The sequence below is a fragment of the Streptococcus sp. 2154 genome, assembly GCF_013277255.1.
GTDB classification, from domain to species: domain Bacteria; phylum Bacillota; class Bacilli; order Lactobacillales; family Streptococcaceae; genus Streptococcus; species Streptococcus pseudopneumoniae.
In genome coordinates this window covers 1-25,311 of record NZ_VMMK01000020.1, presented here as the reverse complement: position 1 = coordinate 25,311, position 25,311 = coordinate 1, and the positions used below count along the sequence as shown (strand labels likewise).

The window sequence follows — 25,311 nt, the reverse complement described above, 5'->3', positions numbered from 1 at the left end:
ATTAACCTCCCTTCAAAACAAGCATGGACATCTTGTTTTCTTTCTGCATTTGGACATGTAACTGTAAAAGAGATAGACCAGTAAAGAGTAACAAGACTAAGAAAGCAACTCCTATCTCTACCTGAAGAAATACACTCGCAACAAATCCCAGTAAAAACACACCCAGTTGAGCAAAGAGATAAGTGCGATGGATTTCTAAGAACCTGAGACCTGCAATGCGTTTGATAAAAATGGCACGTCTAAATTCTTCAAAGTAGAGCCTATTCATAGTGTTAAACAGCAAGATTGAAGTTGCAATCCCAAGCACAGCTCCTGCTAGCATTACCCAACGTTCCCTCTGGATATTATCCAATAATGTGATGTAGTTGTGGTAACCTGTTTGCATTTCTGAGACCCAATTTTCAATGCCTTGTCTCTGGATAAGCTCCTGGGCATCAGACAATTGATTAAAGAGAACGTAGTTCTGTACTGCGTCTATCCAAAACAAAATGGACTGTGGACCAGTTGATTGGGGTGTTATAACAATGATGATTGGATCTTTCAAAAACTGCTGGTAAGAAATAGGGGTCGTATTATACACAAAACGATCCTGACCTGATTCTAAATAACCTACCGTAGCAGTCATTTGCTGTCGTTCATCTTGACTAGACATGCGACTGGTTAAGTCGTCTTCAAAAACAGATTTATAATGTTCTTCCTCTGAACGGAGGTGTTCAGGCAGCAATAAGACAAACTCCCCTACATTAAGGTGATTCATCTTTTGCTTAATAGTTGTATCTACAGGAATGTTTTGACGCTCCAAGTAATGCGGTGTGACGATAAGGACATTGCCATTCGGGCTGTAATCGTGCCATTCTGTAGAGGTTGTCAAGTTTTTGGAGGAAGCCATGCCATTTTGCAAAGTACGGTCAATTAACTGGTGTCTAGATAAGAAAGCCTTTTGTTCTGAAACAGCCAGATCCATCAATTGATACCAAGTTCTGAGTTTCCTTTGAGCTTGTTCATCAAAACCAGGACTCGTTCCTTCACGGCTGATTGATAGGGTAATCAGTTGTCTTTCCTGACTCCAAACCTCTTGTCCAATCCGATGCTGTTGCCAGGCTTGGGAATACTTTAAGCTACTCCCTATTCCCAGCGTTACAATAATAATCGCTAACAGTTGACCGATTAAAATCAAACTAATGATTCCTCTGACAGGCACTTGCCCTTTTATAATCTGCATCAGGTGTATCTTTTTTATCCCAACTGCGAAGAGTTGAGCGAAAAACAGGGAGATCGACAACAAGATGAGATTATAACTGAGCAAGCCTGCTCCTATGGTCATTAGGGATTGCGTTGGAAGCGACAGAATTTTTTGCATAAGAATGGCGAGCACGCCAGCTAAACTGAAACCAACAGCTATCCCTTTCAAATCCTCACCAACTGGTCTAAGGAAAATGGACCACCGTTTCTCTCCTGAAATGAGGCGAATGCCCGATGACCGTAATTGGCTAATTTGACTAATTAAAGTCAGTGCTACAAAGGTTAAGATGAAAATCAATAGACTGATTAACTGAAATCCGTTACTAAAGATAGCCATTAACGTAGATAGTTTAGATGGAATTGTCAGGTGCATGTTAGTCAAGCCAAGTTGACTTAGCTCCTCCCTTAGCAAGTGAATATCTAGGTGTCCATCGAATACAAAATAGTTTGTTTCAACACTACTACTTTGAGCATCTTCTAGATTTTTTTCCTGAAGCCCATCAGGCAACTTTCCGTCCCCAAAGGTCGTATAAGAAAAAACTGTAGTACCTTCTGAGTTAGGATCTTGGTGTTGAATCGCAATAAAGCTATCTGTTTCTTCTGCTAGTTTTTCCAAGCGTGTAGCAACATGCTGAAAAGTTGTTTCAGGGGAAGAATCACGTACAACAACGTTGGGGTAATAATGGGAGACATATGTATCAGTCCAAATGGTAAATACCCAAACAAAGAACAAACTAGCAAGCAGGTTGGATATGAGTATAAATAATTTTTTCATAGTGCATTCCTTATTCTAAAACAGAGGGCAGAAATACTCCTGCCCTCTATAAACTAACAAGCTTACTGAACTATTGATAGAAGTAACCGTATCAAGTGCTAATAATGGTTGAGTTAATTTACAAGAACTGACTCCAGTGAAATAATCCTATCACATTGCCGTGCTTGCTCCATGTTATGCGTAACAACCAAAATTGTTTTACTAAATTGATCTCTCAAAGTTCGAATCAAATCGAATGCTTTTTGAGACATTTCAGGATCTAACGATCCGGTTGGTTCATCTGCTAGGACAATATCTCCGGGCTTTAAAATAGCTCTCACAATCGCAATTCTCTGCTGTTCACCTCCCGATAATTCATTGACTTTACTATTTAACCGATTTTGTAGACCAACAAATTCTAGCGTTTCCTTGATTCTCTGCTCTTTCTCCTGTCTAGAGAAATTCGAAAAAGTCATGGCAAGCATCAGGTTATCTTTCACACTAGATGTAGAAATGAGTGCATTGGATTGAAAAAGATAGTTGATGACATTCCTTCGATAATGAACTGCTGATTGCGAATTTACCTTAGGCAAAACTTTTCCGTTGATTAGGATTTTACCACTGTCAACAGTATCCAATAGTCCAATCATATTGAGGATAGTCGATTTTCCAGAACCAGAAGGTCCTACTAAAGCTACAAATTCATTTTCCTCAATATCAAAGCTTAAGTCTTTGAAAATTTCTCTTGAACCAAATTGTTTTGATACATTTTGTACTGAAATTCTAGACATGAGATTACTCCTTAAATGATTGTATGATACTCTCTCCTTCTTTACGGAACAAACTGAAGTAAAGAAGCATTATCTGAAAAGCAAATGTAGCTAGTGTCATGACTATTCCCAACTTAGAACCCACCAAGATAGAAACGATTAGTTCCATCACAGAAAAACTAATAATGAGAGAAACCACACCAATATATCTTTTCCATGGTGAGAATCCCATAAAGTATTGAACATACAATTTTTCTTCAAATAACAAGCGGTACATTAAGACAAAACTCCAGAAAATAGCCATCATCGTAATGATGATAATCGCTATAATCGTGCCGAAAAGATAAAATGTATAACTCAGATCTTTTTGAAGACCATTGATAAAGTTCTTGACAGTTGTAAAACTCAACCGATTATCCGTTAAATCTGGAAATTCTGTTTCTAAAACGGACACTACCTGTTCCATTGTTTCCCTATCACGAATCTTCAAAAGACCATTATAGCCGCTGACAACTAAGTTTGCCGACTCCATGAAATATAGATTCTCTGGTGTTGAGACAAAAATAACTGGATTCTCACTAGTTGTACCATAAGAAATGGAATCTGACCAAGTAAATATTGGTCGAGACGGTTGGTAAACCTTGAACATAAATTTCGGATTTTCTGTGAAATTAGTTTGTAAATCTCCCGGTTTTACAGTGACACTTTCCTGTAAATAAGCCTTCATCGCCTCAAGTTCTTCTGTATTGAGCGTGTTAGGTAGAAGATAAAGTCGAGTACCATTCCTCATCTCTAGCAACTCCTCATCACTTAGGGGAATACCTAACTCTTGCAGGTAATTATAGGAGAATTTCAAATACCAAAATGGTTTTTTAGGGACATGTTGGTATGTCCCATAGACTGCATCAAGGTACTCCTGATTAAGAAATTTTCCTTGGGCAATATAGACACCTGGAAGCTCAGATATACGCTGGTAAAAGTTATACATACTACGCTCAAGGGAATTTGTAGTTCCTGCATATGTACCTACATCATCTCCCTCAACAAAGCTGGAGATAACGTACATATCTTCAACATTTTTCCACTCCCTAGATACTTTCATATTATCAATAAACTGATTCGTTGGAGCATCTAAAGAGTAACTGACTGCGATTAACAAACCAGCTACCAAGGTATAGAATAACAAGCAGGTTACCATTAAAGGCTTCATTGGTAATCGTTTATGAATTGCGGCTAATGGAGAAACCGAATAAACAATAATCGTTGGAATAATGAATATCAATAGTAGCAACAAGACTGAGAGGCTGACTCCAGCAAAAACTAGAATAAACGATGATAAACCAAAACTAGACCAGCCTGACAACAACCAACTACATAAAGAGATAATTGGAATAATGTAGATTGAAAATAGTAGAGAATTTTTGAAAAAAGCAGACCATAATTCTTTTCTATCCCATCCTAAAAGAATCAATGTTCCGAAATGTTTAAAGGATTGAAGAACACAGATTAAGAATAGAATCAGTAAAATGAAGGCATTTACTAAGATGCTGATAGCAAGTATTATTCCCCAAATTCCCTGATCAGTACTACTTCCAAAACTTTCTTTTGTCAAATCCTCAACAGAAATACCTGACATCTTTGAAAGATGCAACAGAAAGTTATCTCTTGAGACAGCATCGTGGAGACCATTGATATGGTATATCCCATTGATCGTATTAGTGTTTTGAAAAGTATAATCTAATCGTTCAATGACTACAGGTGTGCTAAATAATAAATCTGGAAGCTCGTAAAGCATATTATTTGAGCCTTTGTCAAGTCCAATAGTCATACTATTATCACTATGAGATAATAAATCTGCAAATTGTTGTTGTGAGACTACTATTTTACCCGTACTTTCAAAATCTGAAAAACCAGCAGAGCTGCCAAGGATGTCTATATAAATCCTATTTAGACCTTCTCCTGTATCACTACTTTCAGAACGTTTTGTCCATATGGACAAGTCACTCTGTTCTAAAAAATAATTAAATACATCTTGTGATTGCTCTTCTGTTAACTTCTGAAGATAAACTGTTACAGTTTCGGAATGATGATTATAACTCTGCCATGACTGTTGATACTGTAAACCTGCTAAAAAAATTGCCACCAGAGCAAGTAAGACACTCTGGATGGCAATCAAAAACAGGATTAAGTATTTCATTTTACCTAATAACATGTTTTTGTATGTCATAGGTACTTACCTACAATTCCAGTAACATTCAGCTGTAGCAGTTCCGATGAATTTAGAAACACGTGCTTCTACTCCAGGTGATTGCCAGCCTGAGAATGCCCCGTTAGCAGTTGCTGAGTGTTCGTAAACACTAGACTGAACATTTGAATAGCTCCAAAGGCCAGCAGTACGACCATAATCCCAATAAACTGCAGTACCTTTATACCAAACTGTTGCAGCTGAAACAATCGAACCACCTGCACCAGCTAAAGTCAGTGCAAGTAAAGATGTTGTAATTATTTTTTTTATGCTTTTCTTCATCGTAAAGCCCTCATTTCTTTCACTTAAAATCTAACAATAACAATGACTGCATTTAGAAATATCAACAAATCATACCCTAGTACATCGGAATCCCTTCTTTCTAATTAAAAATTAGATAAAACAGAAATACTATATAGTTAATAGTATTTTCATCATTTAATCAACTAATCAGCCTTCCCAACATCAAGACCATTGGACTTCTTTTGCGATTGCACTCGAATCTCCAATTGTTTATTCTTCTGAATAAACTGTTGGTAAGGAATTGTATTACTAAACATAAAAACACCTAGCAATGCAAATGTAACTAATTTTTTAATTCCACGTTTTTTCTCATGCAATGAAACCCCTTTCTTTTTATTCTAACAGATATATTTTATTTAGTCAAGTATTTTTATGTAATTTTTAACTTTTTTTTCTTGTTATTACCATAAAGAATTATTTATTCCTTTAACTTGCTATTTTGAACTAAAAACTTTATAATGAAATTAGGCAAATAGGAAGGTTTATTATCTTTAATGAATACACTCGCAGAGAAATTCAGATTGAAAAGAAAAGAGTTGAGACTCTCCCAACAAACTCTTGCAGAAGGAATTTGTGAACAAAGCCAGATTAGTAAAATTGAAAGAGGTCATTTTATTCCCTCCGCAGACTTGTTATTCAAACTCTCTCAACGACTTGAAGTCCCTTTGGATTACTTTTTCAATGAACAAATCGAAGTTAAGTCTAACCTCTCTAATTTCAAACATCTATCTGCTCGCCTATTAGATGACAGAAATTATGACGATTTAGAATATCTTTATAAAATAGAGGTAGAACGAAGCACTTTTCTAACATTAGAAGACCGAACTTACCTTGAATGGATTAAATCTATAATTGACTTCTATCAATACGACAGTAAGTGTGAGTCAATTTCGTCATTGGAAAATATATTATTAAAAGTCTCTTCAAATACTCTGATTTATTTAAAGGCCTTGAATACTCTATCTAATTTCTATTCCTTAGTGGGTCGTGAACAAGAATATGAGGCAAACTACTCTCATTTGATGGAGTTATATCAGACAAAAAATTTTGAGCATCAAGAGTTTTTATTTGGCTACATCAGAGTTCGTTACAATTACGCTCACTACCTAGTATCAAAGGAAAAATATAATGAAGCCATCCAAGAAGCTCTTGAGACTATCGAACTCTGTAAAGAGAGGCAAACAAGTTACCAACTAGCTCCCCTGCTCGTTCTCATTGGAAATTGTGGAACACAATTCCTTGGCAAAGAACAAGTCAAAAATTATTATATAGAAGCAAGAGAGCTATGCAAGATTTATAACAATCCTTTAATGTTGATGAAGATAGAAAATTATTTGAAGGAACTAGATGCTGTTTAGTTTATCTTGATATTGGAGTGTTACTTAAACATTAAATAGCCTGTAAGGCTGATAGTTAGATTAATACTATCAGCCTTATGATTATGTGACTATTAGTTCGTCTCGCTCCGTTAGGTGCGAGACAAAAAAACCACCCGCTATGCGGGTGCAGTTCATTCAACACCTGATAGTATGCGTTTTTTAGGGTTTTAAAGACTGATTGCTCAGTCTCTTTTTCATTATAATTCAGTTATAATTTAATCTTATTTGAGAAAGTGGGTGATGCTATTCTCTAATAAGACTATGATATTAATTTTTGATAGTACTTCCAGAAATTATAGATCCCCTTTCATCCCCAATTTCTATTTTCAAGTGTCTGTACTATATAGTGTGTTCTAAATTCACTATATCTTGTTAGGGGTTGAGTAGAATCATTGATAACAGACTGTTACAAATCTAGTTAGCTGTATGATTTATATTTATCTATTTTTCTAGTAACCAATCTATGATATTTTTCTTCTCAATTCCATTGTAATTGGCTGTTGGCTGAATCGTATCCATTGTTAATAGATACTTGGGGAATTGATCTTTAATGGCTTCTAGTGGTCTAAGTTCTCTTTCTAGTGTTTCAGGAGCAAGTGTTGTTTCACTGACTTGATAATAAGCGTAGTGACCAAGATCAGTTACAACAACAAAATCAACCTCATATTTATCTAAATTACCAACATATACTTGTGAATATCTACGTCTTAATTCCAAATATACCATATTTTCCAAGATATGCCCAATGTCTTCCTTGTGGTCTGGTAATAAGAGATGTCGTAAACCTAAATCAACGGGATAATATTTTTCTAAGCGTTGCAATAATGCTCGACCTTTTACATCAAAACGTGGAACGGAATAAAAAAGCAAACTATCTGTCAAAGTCGTCAAATAATTTTCCAAAGTATTATGGGAGATTGAAACGTTTTGGCTGACCAGGGTATTACGAATCTTATTTGTTGATATTAAGCTACCTGTACTACTGAGAAGGGTTCGGACAATGCGCTCAATAATAGTAGGATTTGGATTTCCCAATCTAGTGACAATATCATTTAACAGTATGGAGTTATATATTCCTCTGAGATAGTCAATTTTTTCAGCGTAAGATGATGTTTGTAATAAGTAAGGGAAAGCACTAAAGAGATAATTGTTAAAAATTTCTGTTGTATTCAGATTTTCTGTGAGAGATTGACCTGATAGATATTCTTCAAATGACAAAGGAAGAACCTCTATCTCAACATACCGACCAGTTAAGTTTGTTGCTAATTGGCTGCTCATAAAGTAGGCGTTTGATCCAGTCAAATAGAGGTCAACATTTGGTAGGATGAATAGGCTATCTGCAACTAGTTCAAATTTTTCAACATGTTGAATTTCATCTAAAAAGATATAGTATGTTTTCTCCCCAACTAACTGCTCTTTTATATAAGCGAATAATGTTTGAAAATGTCGCAGATCATAGTAACTCAAATCTTCGAAATTGATGGATATAATCTGATCCTCGTCTACCCCAGTTGCTAGTAACTCTTCTTTATAGAGTTGAAAGAGAACAGATTTACCAGCTCGTCTAACTCCACTAACAACTTTGATGATTTGTCGGTCACGATGTCTTCTTAGAAAGTCTAAATAATGTGGTCTTTTAATATAGTTCATAATGGTTACCTCAAAAATAGTATAATACAAATAGATGTTATTTTCAAATATTTAGAAATAATATTTAATTTGTTTGATTGTTTCTAAGTATTTAGAAATATAGTAAAATGAACCAAAAATAGTACACAATGTGGTATAATCTTTTATGGCATATTCAATAGATTTTCGTAAAAAAGTTCTCTCTTATTGTGAGCGAACAGGTAGTATAACAGAAGCATCACACGTTTTCCAAATCTCACGTAATACCATTTATGGCTGGTTAAAGCTAAAAGAGAAAACAGGAGAGCTAAACCACCAAGTAAAAGGAACAAAACCAAGAAAGGTTGATAGAGATAGACTTAAAAACTATCTTACTGACAATCCAGACGCTTATTTGACTGAAATAGCTTCTGAATTTGGCTGTCATCCAACTACCATCCACTATGCGCTCAAAGCTATGGGCTACACTCGAAAAAAAGAACCACACCTACTATGAACAAGACCCAGAAAAAGTAGCCTTATTTCTTAAAAATTTTAATAGTTTAAAGCACCTAGCACCTGTTTAGATTGATGAAACAGGATTCGATACTTATTTTTATCGAGAATATGGTCGCTCATTAAAAGGTCAGTTAATAAGAGGTAAAGTATCTGGAAGAAGATATCAGAGGATTTCTTTGGTTGCAGGTCTAACAAATGGTGAATTAATCGCTCCAATGACTTACGAAGAGACGATGACGAGTGCCTTTTTTGAAGCTTGGTTTCAGAAATTTCTCTTACCAACATTAACCACACCATCGGTTATTATTATGGATAATGCAAGATTCCATAGAATGGGGAAGCTAGAACTTTTATGCGAAGAGTTTGGGCATAAACTTTTACCTCTTCCTCCCTACTCACCTGAGTACAATCCTATTGAGAAAACATGGGCTCTTTTGTCCTGCTCTTGTTTCAATTGACTATAAATCGCTATAAGAAAAAATCATTTTATTGGTATAAAGAAGTGATTGAAAGTAATGGCGAAACGTTAGATAATTAGTTCATAAAAAAACAAGTTTAGATCCTCATCTAAACTTGTTTTTTAAAAATTGAAGGATGATTTTGGAGGATATGAGATGACATTGATTATTCATGTATATTATAAGGGTGATGGAGATAGTGAAATAAAGTTTGCAAGAGAAATGCTTGATAGTGGCCTTGTTGAAGAAATTAGAAATCAAAAAGGTAACTTGAAATACGAATATTTTTTACCAATTGAAAAAGAGTGAACTATTCTCCTTATTGATCAGTGGACAAATCAAGAAGCTTTAGATAAACATCATCAATCAAAGACAATGCAGAAAATCTTAGATTTAAGAAAAAAATATCACTTGCAGATGCAAGTTGAACGTTATATAGAAGATGATTCTGGGATACCAGAAAGCGATAAGTCGTTTATAGACATGGGGGATTAGAATTATTGTGAGAGTTTTTGTAGTTTGAAAGTATTGCAAATCGTAAAGATATCATTACGAGAATACAAGAAGATATTGTTCTATTTCCATTTGAAATTACTTCTTTCCTTAACAATAAGGAAAAAGAATGCGTTTTAATCTTTTGGTTTGAGGTTTATAATAAGAGTATCAAAGTCAGGAGGAAAAAAGATGACTACTTTTAAAGATGGATTTTTATGGGGTGGTGCTGTTGCTGCTCATCAACTTGAAGGCGGATGGCAAGAAGGTGGCAAGGGAATTAGTGTTGCTGATGTTATGACTGCTGGTCGCCATGGAGTAGCTCGTGAAATTACTTCGGGAGTTTTAGAGGGTAAATATTATCCAAATCATGAGGCGATAGATTTTTATCATCGTTATAAAGAAGACATAGCACTTTTTGCTGAAATGGGATTCAAGTGCTTCCGTACTTCTATTGCATGGACACGTATCTTTCCAAAAGGTGATGAGTTAGAGCCGAATGAAGAAGGATTACAGTTTTATGATAATCTTTTTGATGAATGCTTAAAGAATGGTATTGAACCTGTCATCACTCTATCTCATTTTGAAATGCCTTATCACTTAGTGACCGAATATGGTGGTTGGAAAAATAGGAAATTGATTGATTTCTTTGCTCGTTTTGCAGAAGTCGTATTTAAACGTTACAAAGATAAGGTTAAATATTGGATGACTTTCAATGAAATCAATAATCAAGCGAATTATCAGGAAGATTTTGCACCATTTACTAACTCAGGTATTGTATATGAGGAAGGTGATAATAGAGAAGCAATTATGTATCAAGCAGCACATTACGAATTAGTTGCTTCTGCACGAGCTGTAAAAATTGGTCATGAAATTAATCCAGATTTTCAAATAGGTTGTATGATTGCGATGTGTCCAATTTATCCAGCTACTTGCAATCCTAAGGATATCTTAATGGCAATGAAAGCTATGCAGAAGCGTTATTATTTTGCTGATGTGCATGTTTTAGGTAAATATCCTGAACATATTTTCAAGTATTGGGAACGAAAAGGTATTTCAGTTGATTTTACTGCCCAGGATAAAGAAGATTTACTTGGTGGGACTGTAGATTACATTGGCTTCAGTTACTATATGTCCTTTGCTATCGACTCTCATCGTGAAAATAATCCTTATTTTGATTATCTTGAAACAGAGGATTTAGTAAAAAATAATTATGTTAAGGCTTCTGAATGGGAGTGGCAAATTGATCCAGAAGGTTTGCGTTATGCGTTAAATTGGTTTACAGACCACTATCACTTACCACTCTTTATTGTTGAAAATGGTTTTGGAGCTATAGATCAAGTTGCAGCAGATGGTATGGTACATGATGATTATAGAATTGAATATCTAGGTGCCCATATTCGTGAAATGAAAAAAGCTGTAGTTGAAGATGGTGTTGATTTAATGGGATATACTCCATGGGGATGTATTGATTTGGTTTCGGCTGGTACCGGTGAAATGAGGAAACGTTATGGATTTATTTATGTAGATAAAGATGATAATGGTCAGGGAAGTTATAATCGTTCCCCGAAAAAATCTTTTGGCTGGTATAAGGAAGTTATTTCATCTAACGGCGAATCAGTAGAATAGTGTAAACAAACTGAGGTTATTCTCAGTTTGTTTAGCATATTGGGGTGACATATGATTGGAAGTATTGCAGCAATTTTAACAACATTTGCATTTTTACCACAAGTTTTTCGTGTAGTTAAGACAAAGGATACGGAATCTATTGCTCTAGGCATGTATGTTATGCAAGTTATTGGTATTGCATTGTGGCTTGCTCATGGTATTCGTATAGGTGATTTACCTTTGATTTTAGCAAATAGTGTTTCATTTCTATTTTCAGGAATAATTTTATTTTATAAATTGAAGTATAAATAATTTTTTTCCATATCATTTAGGAAAATGAGGGAATTGTCATTGGAAACGCTTTATCTTATAATGAGATTAGATAACAAATAAGCCAACTTAGCACAGCTTTGATTGGATTTAAGAAAAGGAGAAAATATTATGGCAAAAGCTTTAATTATTTGTGCAGCAGGAATGTCTTCATCACTTATGGCACAGAAAACAACAGAGTTTCTAAAAGGAAAAGGGAAAGATATTGTAGTTGATGCTGTTAGTGCTACTGAAGGAGGGAAAGCTATCGCAGCAGCAGATTTTGATTTATATCTCGTCAGCCCTCAAACAAAAATGTACTTTAAGCAATTTGAAGAGGCTGGTTCTAAAGCAGGAAAACCAGTTGTACAAATACCTCCTCAAGCATATATTCCTATTCCAATGGGTATTGAAAAAATGGCCAATTTGATTCTTGAGAATATTTAATAAACATATAAAATGCCATTAAATATTTAAGTTAAGCTAAATTGTTTTGAGTTTGATATAAACTGATTTAAGTGTATAATATGCTTTAATATATGAAAACCTACGTTTTAGGAGGGAATAAATGTGTTAAACATTAAGGAGAAAGATATCCTTCAATTTTTAATAAAAAATAAGGAGCGTTTTGTTACAAGCAAAGAACTGGCAGAATATTTATCCTGTTCAGATAGAACTGTTCGTAATGCACTGAAACTAATTGAGAAGACCATGATAATTCAAGGCGTCCAGTTGATTTCAAAACAAGGTCAAGGGTATCAAATATTTTTTGAAAATCAAGGCGCTTACCAGGAGTTTAGACAAACTTATGAACTGGAAGAAGACTATACGAAAACTGCGGTTTCAAAAGGTGATGATCGTTTAGTATTTATCTTAAATAAATTATTATTTGAGCAAGTTCCAGTTCTTTTTGATGATTTAGCTGATGAACTTTACGTTAGTCGTTCAACATTATCTCATGATTTCAAAAAGATACGAGTGATGTTATCAGAGTATAATTTGTCTATTGAGAGTAGGGCGAATAAAGGAGTTTATGTCTCAGGCGAGGAACGTGATAAACGACGTTTTATCATGCATTATTTCCTAGAGAATCAATTTTTTAAAACATTACATTGTTATGTGAAATTTAACTTTTTTGATCAAACTGTACCATTAGAAGAATTTGCTAGAATTGTTTTGGATGAATGCCAAGAAGCCAACCTAAAACTATCTGATTTTGTACTACAGAACTTAGTAGTTCACATAGCATTGTCTATGATTCGTTTAAAATCCGGATTTGAAATAAAAAATATAGACTGTCAGATGACTGATGATGCAATAGAGAGAAAGGTTGCTCAAAGAATTCTTTCTAAAGTAAGTGAAGTAACAAATCAGGAATTTCCAGTTCAGGAAATAGACTACATTACTTTGCATTTGTTAGCTAAGAGTCAACAATGTCAAAAAAATCAGAAGAATATTTCTGAAGAAGTTTTAAAAAAATCTTTATTTAAAACATTTCAGGATTTAGGATTAGATGATATGTATAACTTTTCTTCAGATTTCCAACTAATTGAAGGATTGATAACTCATCTAATGACACTACAAGTACGTTTAGAAAGCCGGATTACCTTAAATAACCCTTTGGTAGATGAAATTAAACAGAATTATAGTGATATATTCTTTATGACTAGAGAAATTCTTGCAAATATGGACAAGTTCTTGGAGTGGACAATATCAGATGATGAAGTAGCATATGTAAGTCTTCACTTTTTAGCTGCTATGGAACGTAGCAAAGAGAGTACTAAGTTTAATATTCTTGCTATTTGTGCAACAGGATTTGGTGCAGCCCAAATGTTAAGAAATCGTTTGGAAACGGAGTTTGGGAAGCGAGTAGAAGTTGTTGATGTAATAGGCTACTATGAATTGAATCAAGAAAAACTTAAAGGAATAGATTTTATAGTGTCAGCTGTTGATTTATCAAATCTATATTTTCAAATCCCAGTTTTTAAAGTTAGTGTGTTTCTTAAAAGTGATGAGATGGAAATGATTAGAAAAGCTATGGATCAGATGCAAGTTTCTAGTTATGTACAATCATCAAAGATTAACAAATTTGAAAACAACGGCTTTAGACAGTATTTTAGTAAAGAAAATTTTTTAATATGTACTGAATCAGACAAGGTAAATTTACTTGAAAAGATGGTTGAGGGTTTATCTGTTGGTGAATCAAATGAGTTTGAACAATCTTTACTTTATGGAATTAAACAGCGCGAAGAATTAAGTTCAGTTGTTTTTTCTGAAAAAATTGCAGTTCCGCATCCTATTCAGCCCTTTGGTACAGAGGGAAAGGTTTCGGTTGCAATTTGTAAAGATTCGCTACTCTGGGATAATCAAAGTTCACATGTCCAGCTAGTATTTCTTCTATCTCCATCAATATATGGGAACGAAGGTTTGGCAACTGTGACTAAAAAGATAGTCTCTCTGACAGAGAATGATGAATTGCAAAATCAGCTAATATCTTGCAATAACTTTGAAGATTTTATTAACATATTTGAGAAGATAAAATAGGAGGTTCATATGAATCAAGAGGAACTGCAGGTTGCAGCATTTGAAATTATCCTGCATTCGGGAAATGCAAGGTCAGAAATACATGAAGCATTTGCAAAAATGAGAGAAGGTAGTTTTGATGATGCAGAAAGTAAATTAAATCAATCAAATGAGATAATTCTTGAAGCGCATCATGCACAAACCAAACTCTTGCAAGAATACGCAAGTGGAGTGGAAATTAAAATTGAAATTATCATGGTACATGCTCAAGATCATTTAATGACCACTATGACATTATTAGAAGTAGCAAAGGAAATGTTAGCTCTTTATAAGAAAGTTAACTAAATATAAGGAGGGAATGATATGGATAGAAAAGAACGACAAAAAATTGAACAACAACGTCGAGAGATGGCTCTAACTAATACTTTTTTTAATCGATATCTTCTTCTACGTTATTCAATAGCACTCTTCTTTTTTGGGAATATTTATTGGCTTTTGAATCAGTTTATTAGTCCCTCGCCTATTATTATTTTCCCCATTATGCTCATAGTATTTTCTATTTTAGCAACTATTGAACAATTTAAACTCTATGGAAATAGGAAAGAAAAGCTGGGAATAACACTAATGTTTGTTAGAATACAAATGCTTATTTCAATAGGATTACTTGTTTTAACTTGGACAAGTTGGTTTACGAATCTTTTTCCGATTTTTGAAAATAACCAAGTAGCACGTTTATTTGTTTTTGTAGTTCTTCTATTAGGTTTAGTTCTGAGTTTGTTAGACATTAGAAGAATTAAAAAAATTTATAAACGAACAGATAAGGCTTATCAACAATTTGTCCAATTGGAAAAGAACTCACTTCGTTTATAATCCTGATCTAGTATCATTTGTATTTGAAACTAGTCTTCAAAAAGTAAAAATTATTATGTTTTATTAAGGAGGTCTATTTATGGATCAACAAAACGGGTTGTTTGGTTTCCTTGAAAACCATGTTATGGAACCAATGGGCAAACTTGCCCAGTTTAAAGTAGTACGTGCTATCACGGCTGCTGGTATGGCAGCTGTACCATTTACTATTGTAGGATCAATGTTTTTGGTATTCAGTATTTTGCCACAAGCTTTCTCATTTTGGCCAATTGTGGCAGATATTTTCTCTGCTTCATTTGATAAATTCACATCACTTTACATGGTTGCAAACTATGCGACTATGGGTTCTCTATCTCTTTATTTCGTTCTATCACTTGCATATGAATTGACAAAAATTTATGCAGAGGAAGAAGAACTCAATATGAATCCTCTTAATGGTGCCTTGCTTGCCTTGATGGCTTTTGTCATGACAGTACCGCAAATCATTTTTGATGGTGGAATGATGAAGGCTGTGACAAGTCTAAAAGAAGGCGCAGTAATTGCAGATGGATGGGCAATGGGAAATGGAGTCGCACGTTTTGGGACAACAGGGATTTTTACCGCAATCATTATGGCAATTGTGACTGTTCTTATTTATCGTATGTGTGTTAAAAATAATTGGGTTATTAAAATGCCTGAAGCTGTTCCAGAAGGAGTTTCTCGTGGATTTACCGCTTTGATTCCAGGATTTGTTGTTGCATTCGTTGTTATCTTTATCAACGGTCTTCTTGTAGCAATGGGAACAGATATTTTTAAAGTCATTGCAATTCCATTTGGTTTTGTATCCAATCTGACTAATTCATGGATTGGTTTAATGATTATTTATCTGTTGACTCAACTACTTTGGATTGTAGGTATCCACGGTGCGAACATTGTTTTTGCATTTGTTAGTCCAATTGCTCTTGCTAACATGGCTGAAAATGCTGCTGGCGGGCACTTCGCTGTTGCAGGTGAATTTTCTAATATGTTTGTAATTGCAGGTGGTTCTGGTGCAACATTAGGCCTATGTTTATATATTGCTTTTGCCTCTAAATCTGAACAGCTTAAAGCAATAGGACGAGCATCTGTAGTTCCGGCCTTATTTAATATTAATGAACCATTAATTTTTGGATTACCTATTATCTATAATCCAGCCTTGGCTATACCATTTATTTTAGCACCAATGGTTACTGCTACTATTTATTACGTAGCGAATTCTCTAAACTTTATTAAGCCAATTATCGCACAGGTTCCATGGCCAACTCCAGTAGGGATTGGAGCTTTCTTAGGGACAGCAGATCTTCGAGCTGTATTAGTTGCTCTAGTATGTGCATTTGCAGCATTCCTAGTCTATCTTCCATTCATCCGTGTATATGATCAAAAATTGGTGAAAGAGGAGCAAAGTATTTAATAAGTAAAAAAGCATATTCGATGATAAAATCCATATAGTTTAAATAATGAGTGTTAACATTAGCAGTGAAGAGATCTTTTTAAGATATTCTTCTCTGCTTTTTCATTTTATTTTTTTGCTATGTAGGGTATGAAGCAAAATAGAAAGTAGTTTGAATAATTGATAAACAGGGAACTGCTGTTACTTTAAAAAAACAATACAATACAGTAAAGTATGTTATCGTAGAATACGATACAATAGTAAAAAAGCAAAAAGAATGCGTTTTATATTTGGGTTTGAGGCTTATAAAATAGGATAAGCGTGCTGAAAACTTAGATATGACAAACAAAATAAAATTTTTAAAAGCTACATAGAAACATGGTATAATGTATCTAAAGGCATGATTCAAATCAAGAATATGATTCTTAATCTCTGTTGCCCCAGAAAGGTCATTAGAGAGGGAAGCTGTGACAGGGGTGCTAGTATCACTCAACATGATACACACATCTAATTTTGTAGAGCTCACGTCTAAACAGACAAAACATTTCATTAAGGAAGGTCTCCTTTCTATTAGATTTGGAAGTTTTCTTGACTATTGTAAGGTTTCCCAGAAACATCTTGTTCCAACATCCTCGCATAAGAGAATCCTTATCACAGCCTGACAGAGCCGCCTGCATCCTACTAGATGCAGAAGTCAAGCTGTGGAAACAGCTAGTGTGTTGGAAGTTTGAACAAGGCTTGGGTAACAGACTTTTTAATGAAGTCCAAGCAACAAGGAGAAAAACCATGAGTCCATTCCATGACTCTATTGTTCTAGAAAACCTTGCAATAGTCAAGTGATAACAAATAAAACTTGGGATTGAAATATACCCATGATTATATATTACGAGGAGGTGTATTATGACGCAACGTATAAAAATAAATACTAAAGTTTTATTATCATATATTCATAATTCTAATACTCCTATTGAATTAATACGTAAAAAATTGCCTAATATAGATAAGTTTTTATCTGGAGATTTAGAACCAACATTCAATCAATTATCAGTACTTTCGAAACTTATTAATGTTCCTACTGGATTGTTAGTACTCAAAGAAAAAATTATACCTATTAGTTTAGATGTTGATTTTAGAACTTTAAATTCACAACGTATATCTGAAATGAGTTCGGAATTAAAAGCTACAATTCTTGAAATGCAAGAAAAACAAGAGTTTTTGAGAGATGCAGTTGAGGATGAATGTTATTTTGTAGGTATGTTTGATTTTAATAGTAAACTTGAAGAAGTAATAGAGAAAGCACGAACTCTTCTGGGACCTGAGATTACTCAAAATCGTTTTAGATATTACAGAAAAGTGCTAGGTAAATTAGGAATATATATTTTTTTAAATGGTAAGTATAAGGATAACACGCATCGCCCGTTAAATGTTAAAGAATTTAGAGGATTTGTTCTGTCTGATAAAAAGGCGCCTATTATTTTTATCAATCAGTTAGATTCTAAATCAGGTCAATTATTCACGCTAATACATGAATTTATTCATGTATTGTTTGGTGATAGTGACTTATTAGAACCTGAAGAGGTGGGTAAGCAAAATAAAAAAGAGGCGGTAATAAACTCGATAACAGCCGAAATTTTAGCTCCAAAATCTTTAATTATAGATATGTTTGATGGAGAGAAAACGATAAAAGATAATTTAGAAATTATTGTAAAGAAAACTGAGGTTAGTAAGTTTGTCATTTTAAGGCGTTTATATGATTTTTCCATTATTTCCAAAGATACTTATCAATCTATAAATTTTGAACTAGAGGAAGAATTTAATCAAATACAAAAACATAGAAAACCTTCTAGTGGTGGCAATTATAGTAATAATCTTAGATTCAGAATTGACAACAACTTTTTTAAATATGTGAATAATGCTGTTCAACAAAATAAGATTACATATACAGATGCTTTTAATATTGTTGGAGTAGGTTATAAAGGATATAAGATATTGAGTAAGGGGGAGGGATAGATGTATTTATTAGATTCAAACATATACATAAATTTTTATGATAGATATTATCGTAAAGAATTTTTCCCAACTTTCTGGCTTAAGTTGGGCAGTATTTTAAATTCAAATGTGGTAGTTCCTAGAATAGTGGTTTCAGAGAATTATCAAAATCCATGGTTTAGGGAGTGGTTAGAGGAAAACTACAAAAAAGATTTAATAGATCATAAATCTTATGCTAGAGAGTGGAGTGAAGTAATTCAATACATTCAAGATAGTCCTTTATATAAAGATACTGCTCTTTTATCGGAAAAAGGCTGGGCAAATGAAAGAATTGCTGATCCATGGTTGATTGCTATTGCTAAAAAAGAGAATTATACAATCGTAACTGATGAAATTAAAAATGTCAATCTTAATGATGTGAACCCTAGCAGGAATGCTAAAGTTCCAGATGTATGTGAAAAACTTAATGTTCAATGTATTTCAATGAACCAATTTTTCAAAGAAATTAGCCTATCTATCTGATGTTAATACTAGACTAAAATCAAAAAACATCTTACATTAGTAGTTATTAATCTTACAAACGAAGAAATACAGAAAATTGAAAAACTCCTAAGAGATTCGTCGTAGGCCAAATATCACAAACGTCTACAGATTATATTTTTGTTCAAAAGAGTTATAAGGAAATCATGGATCTGCTAGATTGCAATAAAACAACTGTTTGGAGGAATTTGAAGAAATATAAGGAGGTAGCATATGTCCTTAGATATAGATAAAGAAAAGATGACAATCATGGGAATAGCTTTTGAAAACAGATCCGTTTTTAAGAGTGTTTGGTATGCTTTAAGTACAAATATGATTGAAGGATGGCGACCTACGGTTAGTGATGTTGAAAAATTACGAGATGAAGCTCTTGCTCTGGGGATGACTTAATGAAGCGCAACTGTTATGAATCTTATGACTATGTTGATCCGGATAATTTATATACCGATCCGGGTTCTTCAGTTCTAAGAAATAAGCAGGAAGGAAAAAAGCATGTGAGCTTGAATATCGTATGATTGCTAGTAAGAGTTTGAAATTATTTATCAATCCTATCTTAGTTAATAGTTTAAAAGTAGTTTGTTTCACAACTGCATAAGCTTAGAAAAGTTGAAAAGTGATAACTCTTTAATAAACTCTTGGTTTGTTAAAAGATATTTTGTCCACTACATTTTTTCAATTGACTATTATTTGTCATAGATATAACAGATAGAACATTGCATTCAGAATAATGAAAAACGCATCAAAAATGGTGCGTTCTGTTTTTATGCTATCATAAAAGGAGGAAAACAAAGTGAAAATTTTTAAGGGAGAGTTTTATCGAATCTCTGTATTAACAGACAAGCTAGTAAGGCTAGAATACTCTCAAACTGGAAGTTTTGAGGATAGAACGACACAACTTATCTATAATAGAGATTTTGGCCAAGTTTCGTTAGATTATATCGAGACATCAAACGTACTAGATATTATGACGGACTATTTTCATCTGCACTTTAATAAAGGAGAATTTAACGCCGAAAATTTATTTATAGAATTAAAAGGAAATTTTGCCGTATATGGTAGTCGCTGGTATTTTGGTGAATCTATTGAAACGTTAAAAGGAACAGCTCGGACTCTGGATGAGGCAGATGGAGCAATCTCGTTAGAAGATGGAATTATTAGCCGAAATGGTATAGCCTTATTGGATGATTCTCAAGGATTTATTTGGGATGAACAGTCTGGTTATATTGAGAGAGAAAATCAAATTGACCTGTATTTCTTTGCCTATGGGCATGATTATAGAGGAGCAATCAGAGACTTTTACCATTTGACTGGTTCAACACCTTTGTTGCCAAGATATGCTTTAGGCAATTGGTGGAGTAGATATTGGCCTTATACGTCGGATGAATACTTGGATTTAATAGACAGATTTGAAACAGAGAACATTCCATTATCTATCGGTGTGTTAGATATGGATTGGCATATCACTGACATTCCAGCTCGTTTTGGAAGTGGCTGGACAGGATATAGTTGGAATAGAAACTTAATACCAAATCCAGAACAGTTATTGCAACAACTTCATGATAGAAAGTTAAAACTCTCCTTAAATGTCCATCCTGCTGATGGTATACGGGCTTATGAAGAAGCTTATCCTCGAGTCGCAAAACGATTGGGGTTAAATGTAGAACTAGAAGAACCTGCTATTTTTGATTTTTTTAATCCATCTTTTAGAGAAGCCTACTTTAAAGATGTTCATTATGAGCTAGAAAAGCAGGGAGTAGATTTTTGGTGGATTGACTGGCAACAAGGGACTCAAGGTATCTTGGATCCACTGTGGCTTTTAAACCATTATCACTATCAGGATAGTTGTAAAAATGCAGAAGGTGGCTTAATTTTATCAAGGTATGCAGGTCCTGGTAGTCACCGCTACCCTGTTGGTTTTTCAGGGGACACTATTATTAGTTGGAATTCCTTAAGATTTCAACCTTATTTTACAGCGACAGCATCAAATATCGGTTATAGTTGGTGGAGCCATGATATCGGTGGGCACATGCTGGGGGATTATGACGAGGAGCTACAAACTAGATGGCTACAGTTTGGTGTTTTTAGTCCGATCACTCGATTACATAGTTCTAGAAGTCCCTTCAATAGTAAAGAACCTTGGTTTTTTTCAGAAACAACATCTAAGATTATGAAGAAATACCTTCGTTTGAGACATCAGATGATTCCATATCTATATACCATGAATGTAAAGACACACGAGGAAGGTGCCCCATTAATTAGCCCAATGTATTATTTCTACCCAGAGAATGATGAGAGTTATAATGTCCCAAACCAATACTTTTTTGGAACAGAACTGATGGTGGCTCCCATTGTAGAAAAGATGGATTTGGCATTCCGATCTGCAAAAGTGGATGTATGGTTCCCTGAAGGTGAATGGTATGACTTCTTTTCAGCGAAAAAGTACACAGGTGGTGTGAAGTTAAGTGTTTATAGAGACATTTCGACTATACCTGTGTTTGCAAAAAGTGGTGCAATCATTCCCTTGGTTGGTTCTGAGATAGATATGGGTGTGGAGTTACCTGAAATTGTAGATTGGTATGTATTCCCAGGCAAACAACATTCCTTTGAAATGATTGAAGATCAAAATGGTCAAAGATATAAAACAAGATTATCAATCGATTGGGAAATGGGAATAGTAGAGTTAGCATTACAAGGAGATTCTAGTATCGTTCCAAGCAATAGAAAACATAGAATTCATTTTAAAGGAACGAATGTGTCTATCATTGAATTGCCAAATAAGAATACTACAGCTAGATTTGAATGGAAAGATAATAAAAGGACATCCCTAAATGACGAAGTTTTTAGACTACTAAAGACAGCTTCTCTTCCATATGAATTAAAAGATAGATTGTTAAATCAATTCATCAATGCGAAAAATTCTCATGAGTTAATGAATATCTTGCATCATCAGGATAAGGAATTGAGAGGGCGTTTGTTGGAAATGATATTTACTAGCCAAAACTAATTGAAATAATTAGAAAGTCATTTGTTTAGTGTATATGAAGATTCTGTATGGTATTCGTTATCACTGGTCACATTGAAAATGTGAAATAAGTAGCTACAACATAGACTTTACAACACTTCATGTTTCATATCATGGGGTGTTTTTCTATTTAAGTCAAAGCCAATCAAAAAATCTCACTATTCATCAGGTTAAAGGAAACCTAATCATAGTGAGATTGTGAATTATAGTAGAGTTTGTATCGCCTCTTCAATTTGTTTTGGGTCTGTTTTTGAAGAAAAGCGTTCAAAGACTTGCCCATCTCGACCGATGAGAAACTTAGCGAAATTCCATTCGATTCGTTTTCCTAGTGGGCCGGATTTCTGGTCTTTTAACCAGACATAGAGAGGGTCTGCTTCCTTACCGTTGACCTTAATCTTGGCAAAACGTGGGAAGGTGGTTTGAAAATGTAGGCTACAGAAGGCGTTGATTTCCTCTGCGCTGCCGGGTGCTTGTCCCATAAACTGATTGCAAGGGAAATCCAATATTTCGAAGCCCTGATCTTGATAGCGTTCATAGAGTTCTTGAAGTCCTTGGTACTGGGGCGTTAAACCACATCCAGTAGCAGTGTTGACAACCAAGAGAACTTTCCCACGATAGGCATCTAGTGGAGTTTCTTGATTGTCTTGGTTCAAGACTGAAAAATCGTATAGTGAAGTCATTGCTTGCTTTTCTCCTTCTGATTGGTATTTTTAAGAGTTTTTTCCTCCTGTAGTGATAGAAATCCGTAGGTCAGGGTTCCAAAAATGCTACCGATAATCAGGCCATACATTAGGAAAGGAACACTTTTATCGAATTGCACGAGCAACTTCCCAAAATCTGAAAAGGACATCTGCTAAACGAAGACTTTATGAAAGATGAGTAGGGTAAAGAGGCCAATCTGAATACCGATAAACACAATCCAGCTTCGGAATTTGATTTGGCCTTTGCTGTAGGTTTTGAAGATAATTTCTGACTTGTCATCTTTTTCCAGCTGGAGTTCTTTGACGACTCTTTGAGTTTTTAAAGTAATGAAAAAAATGAGTCCAGAGTAAACGTAGGGCATGGCATAGCGAACGGCTTCTATGAAGCGTCCAAATAACAGATAAAACAAGAAGAGAAAGAAGGAAGAATAAACGATTTGGACCATGGAACGGGCACAGGCTTTGTAGATAATCTCTTGCCGGCATTCATCAAAAGGGCCTTGGATATGAAAGAGATTTCGAAGTAGGCGAGTGGTGAAGTCTTCTTTTTTCATGTTAGTAATCTCCTAGATGAGTGGTTTTACTGACTTTCTTTTACGAATTGATAGAGATAATAAAGATAAGTGATAGAAGAAAGGCTAGCGATAGTCAGCAGTAAATAATATTTCCAACCGCTTGAGATGAGCATCAGTTGTGGTAAAGATAGAATCATAAAGTACAGTGCTAAGTTGAGTATGCGTGTTTTTTGGGAGTCAATCTTTAGATAAGTTAGCCCTTTGTTAAGTGCTGGAATAAAGACTAGCCCGAGGAATATCTCGCTGATTGGCAAGTTCCCTGAAACGATGATGAAGATGAGCAGGGAACTGAACAAAAGATGATAGGTAAGTAAAGTTACTAGTGATTTCATAAGGCACCTCCTAATCCTGGTCTTTTTTAGCTCTTGCAATACGAAGTGAGTCGACAATATGTATCATCACCCCGAAAAAGAAAGCTCCCAGTATAGTTTTAAAAATATGTTTTGTATTTAGAAGAGAACTGATAAAATTTGGATTTTCACTTGTTAGGGTATCAATGAGTGGAATTATAAAAAATATCACTGTTCCATAAATCGAACCTGCTTTCAGACCAGGATAACGTAACTGTTTCTGTTCTTTTTTCATGAGTTTCCTCCTAATCATTATCCTGATTTTTCTTGGCTTTTGCAATGCGACGGGAGATGATAATTTGTATAATCACTCCGAAGAAGAAAGATTGGAGAATACTTGAAAAAATATTTTTAAAAGTGAGAAGAGACTGAAGATAGTCCTGACTCTCACCTAGCAGTATATGGAGAAGAGGGGTTGAAAAAAACTCATTAATCCATAGAGTAGACCTGCTTTCATACCAGGGTAGTGTAGTTGCTTGCTTTCTTTCTCGCTCAGCATATCTGGATCAATAGCTGTAATCCCTGTTTTTTTGGTTTGGGAGAGCACATAGAGAGCAGAAATCATCGAAATGCCGAATACCACAAGAGGATAGCCGATAGCGACAATTTGTGGGTATTTATAAGCGAGGACAAAGGGGATGAGATTTCCAAATGTCATCAGATAAAAGAGGATGATAAAGACTTGATTGCCAATACGATCAGCCTCGCGTCGTTTGTGTTCATCAAGTGGTCCTGAAATGCCATAAATGCGTTTGATCAGTTTTTCCGTGAAGGTTTCTTTTTTCATAAGTTTGCTCCTTTTTTAAAAATTATCCTCCCAAAAGAGACTGTTGAGGTCAGTTTGGAGGCTGCGGGCGAGATTGAGACAGAGTTCCAAGGTTGGATTGTACTTGTCGTTTTCAATCATATTGATGGTCTGTCTCGAGACACCGATATCCTTGGCTAGTTCTAGCTGGGAAATGCCCAGTTCCTTGCGAAATTCTTTCACACGATTCATCTGGTCTCCTTTCTGATTTATGTCGTATATATTTGATTATATTATATTCTTTTAAATATAAAGTGTCAAGTATTTTTGACATATTTTTGAAGAAATAGTAGTCTCCTTGTCCGATTATCACATTAAAATGAAAGCTCTTCTAGGCATAAGAAAACACCTCTGAGTTATACTTGTTGTTCAATCACAAACACAAGAAAGGCACAGAAATGCAAAACCATTATACTACAAAAGCCAAACATTTGACAATCGATAACCGTCGCTTAATCGAACGATGGAAAAAGGAAGGGAAATCAAATAGAGAAATTGCCTTTCTGCTTGGAAAAGTTCCTCAAACTATCCACACTGAAATCAAGCGTGGGACAGTCCGACAATGTCTTGGAAAAGGGTGCTTCAAAGAGGTTTATTCTGCCGACTATGCTCAACAGTCTTATGAAAACAATCGCAAGCGCTCGGTCAAGAAATCAAGCTTGACCAAGGAACTAAAGGAAAAGATTCTCCACTATCATAACCAAAAATTTTCGCTTGATAAGAAACAGGCTAGCACCAACTTTAAACCTGCTGGTCAATCCATCGAACAGCGGCCTGAAGCTATAAATCTTCGCTTGGAGAATGGGCATTATGATACTCAATCATTTTCAAAAAGCAACCTTGT

Annotated in this window: 23 protein-coding genes and 6 pseudogenes; 16 read left to right on the top strand and 13 right to left on the bottom strand. The window is 34.7% G+C overall.

Annotated elements, in window-relative coordinates; translation table 11 throughout:
• Position 1: 1 nt before the first annotated feature.
• The 5 genes from HT693_RS02925 to HT693_RS12230 form a co-directional block, all read right to left on the bottom strand.
• Complete coding sequence (locus tag HT693_RS02925) at positions 2–2,017, bottom strand: DUF1430 domain-containing protein (protein ID WP_000732381.1); 2,016 nt, start codon at positions 2,015–2,017, stop codon at positions 2–4.
• 113 nt (positions 2,018–2,130) lie between these two features.
• A complete protein-coding gene (locus HT693_RS02920; protein WP_050208512.1) occupies positions 2,131–2,787 on the bottom strand; it encodes an ATP-binding cassette domain-containing protein in 657 nt (218 codons plus the stop codon).
• Positions 2,788–2,791: 4 nt separating this feature from the next.
• Positions 2,792–4,993 carry an ABC transporter permease gene (locus HT693_RS02915; protein WP_000221426.1) on the bottom strand — a complete coding sequence of 734 codons (2,202 nt, stop codon included), beginning with the start codon at positions 4,991–4,993 and terminating at the stop codon, positions 2,792–2,794.
• A gap of 6 nt (positions 4,994–4,999) precedes the next feature.
• Positions 5,000–5,293 carry a hypothetical protein gene (locus tag HT693_RS02910; RefSeq protein ID WP_000748217.1) on the bottom strand — a complete coding sequence of 98 codons (294 nt, stop codon included), beginning with the start codon at positions 5,291–5,293 and terminating at the stop codon, positions 5,000–5,002.
• Positions 5,294–5,457: 164 nt separating this feature from the next.
• A complete protein-coding gene (locus HT693_RS12230; RefSeq protein WP_000544605.1) occupies positions 5,458–5,631 on the bottom strand; it encodes a PhrA family quorum-sensing system peptide in 174 nt (57 codons plus the stop codon).
• A gap of 177 nt (positions 5,632–5,808) precedes the next feature.
• Here HT693_RS12230 and HT693_RS02905 point away from each other — a divergent pair, with 177 nt between their 5' ends.
• Entirely contained in the window at positions 5,809–6,672 is an 864-nt protein-coding gene (locus HT693_RS02905) for a helix-turn-helix transcriptional regulator (RefSeq protein WP_172924790.1), read from the top strand.
• 462 nt (positions 6,673–7,134) lie between these two features.
• Here HT693_RS02905 and HT693_RS02900 read toward each other — a convergent pair whose 3' ends face one another.
• A complete protein-coding gene (locus HT693_RS02900; RefSeq protein WP_119920161.1) occupies positions 7,135–8,343 on the bottom strand; it encodes an ATP-binding protein in 1,209 nt (402 codons plus the stop codon).
• A gap of 145 nt (positions 8,344–8,488) precedes the next feature.
• Between HT693_RS02900 and HT693_RS02895 the strand changes: the two are divergent.
• The 9 genes and pseudogenes from HT693_RS02895 to celB form a co-directional block, all read left to right on the top strand.
• Positions 8,489–9,242 (top strand): annotated as a pseudogene (locus HT693_RS02895) (IS630 family transposase); the annotation flags it as partial.
• A 192-nt stretch (positions 9,243–9,434) separates the two neighbouring features.
• Positions 9,435–9,773, top strand: a pseudogene (locus tag HT693_RS02890) (putative quinol monooxygenase).
• Positions 9,774–9,962: 189 nt separating this feature from the next.
• Positions 9,963–11,399, top strand: coding sequence for a 6-phospho-beta-glucosidase (locus HT693_RS02885; protein ID WP_000206480.1), 1,437 nt, complete (start codon positions 9,963–9,965; stop codon positions 11,397–11,399).
• A gap of 51 nt (positions 11,400–11,450) precedes the next feature.
• A complete protein-coding gene (locus tag HT693_RS02880; protein ID WP_000580381.1) occupies positions 11,451–11,690 on the top strand; it encodes a SemiSWEET transporter in 240 nt (79 codons plus the stop codon).
• A gap of 129 nt (positions 11,691–11,819) precedes the next feature.
• Positions 11,820–12,134 carry a PTS cellobiose transporter subunit IIB gene (locus HT693_RS02875; protein WP_001029639.1) on the top strand — a complete coding sequence of 105 codons (315 nt, stop codon included), beginning with the start codon at positions 11,820–11,822 and terminating at the stop codon, positions 12,132–12,134.
• 123 nt (positions 12,135–12,257) lie between these two features.
• Positions 12,258–14,231 (top strand): PRD domain-containing protein, encoded by a 1,974-nt coding sequence (locus HT693_RS02870; protein WP_000932062.1) that lies wholly within the window; start codon positions 12,258–12,260, stop codon positions 14,229–14,231.
• A gap of 9 nt (positions 14,232–14,240) precedes the next feature.
• The gene (locus HT693_RS02865; RefSeq protein ID WP_001070943.1) at positions 14,241–14,555 is read left to right on the top strand and encodes a PTS cellobiose transporter subunit IIA; all 315 of its coding nucleotides are present in this window, start codon (positions 14,241–14,243) and stop codon (positions 14,553–14,555) included.
• A gap of 18 nt (positions 14,556–14,573) precedes the next feature.
• The gene (locus tag HT693_RS02860) at positions 14,574–15,080 is read left to right on the top strand and encodes a hypothetical protein (RefSeq protein ID WP_000375180.1); all 507 of its coding nucleotides are present in this window, start codon (positions 14,574–14,576) and stop codon (positions 15,078–15,080) included.
• Between the two features lie 79 nt (positions 15,081–15,159).
• Complete coding sequence (gene celB / locus HT693_RS02855; protein ID WP_000372711.1) at positions 15,160–16,506, top strand: PTS cellobiose transporter subunit IIC; 1,347 nt, start codon at positions 15,160–15,162, stop codon at positions 16,504–16,506.
• A gap of 379 nt (positions 16,507–16,885) precedes the next feature.
• Here celB and HT693_RS02850 read toward each other — a convergent pair.
• A pseudogene (locus HT693_RS02850) lies at positions 16,886–17,035 on the bottom strand (IS110 family transposase); the annotation flags it as partial.
• Positions 17,036–17,385: 350 nt separating this feature from the next.
• On the opposite strand from HT693_RS02850, the gene HT693_RS02845 reads away from it, so the two are divergent.
• From HT693_RS02845 to HT693_RS02830, 5 genes and pseudogenes are all read left to right on the top strand, one after another.
• Complete coding sequence (locus HT693_RS02845) at positions 17,386–18,495, top strand: ImmA/IrrE family metallo-endopeptidase (protein WP_172924788.1); 1,110 nt, start codon at positions 17,386–17,388, stop codon at positions 18,493–18,495.
• Complete coding sequence (locus HT693_RS02840) at positions 18,496–18,996, top strand: DUF4411 family protein (protein WP_000281041.1); 501 nt, start codon at positions 18,496–18,498, stop codon at positions 18,994–18,996.
• Between the two features lie 45 nt (positions 18,997–19,041).
• Positions 19,042–19,220, top strand: a pseudogene (locus HT693_RS11845) (helix-turn-helix domain-containing protein); the annotation flags it as partial.
• Positions 19,221–19,227: 7 nt separating this feature from the next.
• Positions 19,228–19,404 carry a hypothetical protein gene (locus tag HT693_RS02835; protein WP_000050748.1) on the top strand — a complete coding sequence of 59 codons (177 nt, stop codon included), beginning with the start codon at positions 19,228–19,230 and terminating at the stop codon, positions 19,402–19,404.
• Between the two features lie 400 nt (positions 19,405–19,804).
• Complete coding sequence (locus HT693_RS02830) at positions 19,805–22,018, top strand: TIM-barrel domain-containing protein (RefSeq protein WP_138700076.1); 2,214 nt, start codon at positions 19,805–19,807, stop codon at positions 22,016–22,018.
• A 221-nt stretch (positions 22,019–22,239) separates the two neighbouring features.
• Here HT693_RS02830 and HT693_RS02825 read toward each other — a convergent pair whose 3' ends face one another.
• From HT693_RS02825 to HT693_RS02800, 6 genes and pseudogenes are all read right to left on the bottom strand, one after another.
• On the bottom strand, positions 22,240–22,716 hold the full coding sequence (locus HT693_RS02825) for a glutathione peroxidase (RefSeq protein ID WP_138705189.1): 477 nt from the start codon (positions 22,714–22,716) through the stop codon (positions 22,240–22,242).
• Positions 22,713–23,291: pseudogene (locus HT693_RS02820) on the bottom strand (DUF3278 domain-containing protein). The gene HT693_RS02825 and the pseudogene HT693_RS02820 overlap by 4 nt, the downstream one beginning before the upstream one ends.
• 26 nt (positions 23,292–23,317) lie before the next feature.
• Positions 23,318–23,644 (bottom strand): hypothetical protein, encoded by a 327-nt coding sequence (locus HT693_RS02815; protein ID WP_000839388.1) that lies wholly within the window; start codon positions 23,642–23,644, stop codon positions 23,318–23,320.
• Positions 23,645–23,654: 10 nt separating this feature from the next.
• Positions 23,655–23,897 (bottom strand): hypothetical protein, encoded by a 243-nt coding sequence (locus HT693_RS02810; RefSeq protein ID WP_000712156.1) that lies wholly within the window; start codon positions 23,895–23,897, stop codon positions 23,655–23,657.
• A 10-nt stretch (positions 23,898–23,907) separates the two neighbouring features.
• Positions 23,908–24,449: pseudogene (locus HT693_RS02805) on the bottom strand (DUF3278 domain-containing protein).
• A gap of 15 nt (positions 24,450–24,464) precedes the next feature.
• Positions 24,465–24,659 (bottom strand): helix-turn-helix transcriptional regulator, encoded by a 195-nt coding sequence (locus tag HT693_RS02800; protein ID WP_001082471.1) that lies wholly within the window; start codon positions 24,657–24,659, stop codon positions 24,465–24,467.
• Between the two features lie 206 nt (positions 24,660–24,865).
• On the opposite strand from HT693_RS02800, the gene HT693_RS02795 reads away from it, so the two are divergent.
• A partial coding sequence (locus HT693_RS02795; protein ID WP_172924786.1) for a helix-turn-helix domain-containing protein occupies positions 24,866–25,311 on the top strand: 446 nt, incomplete at its 3' end.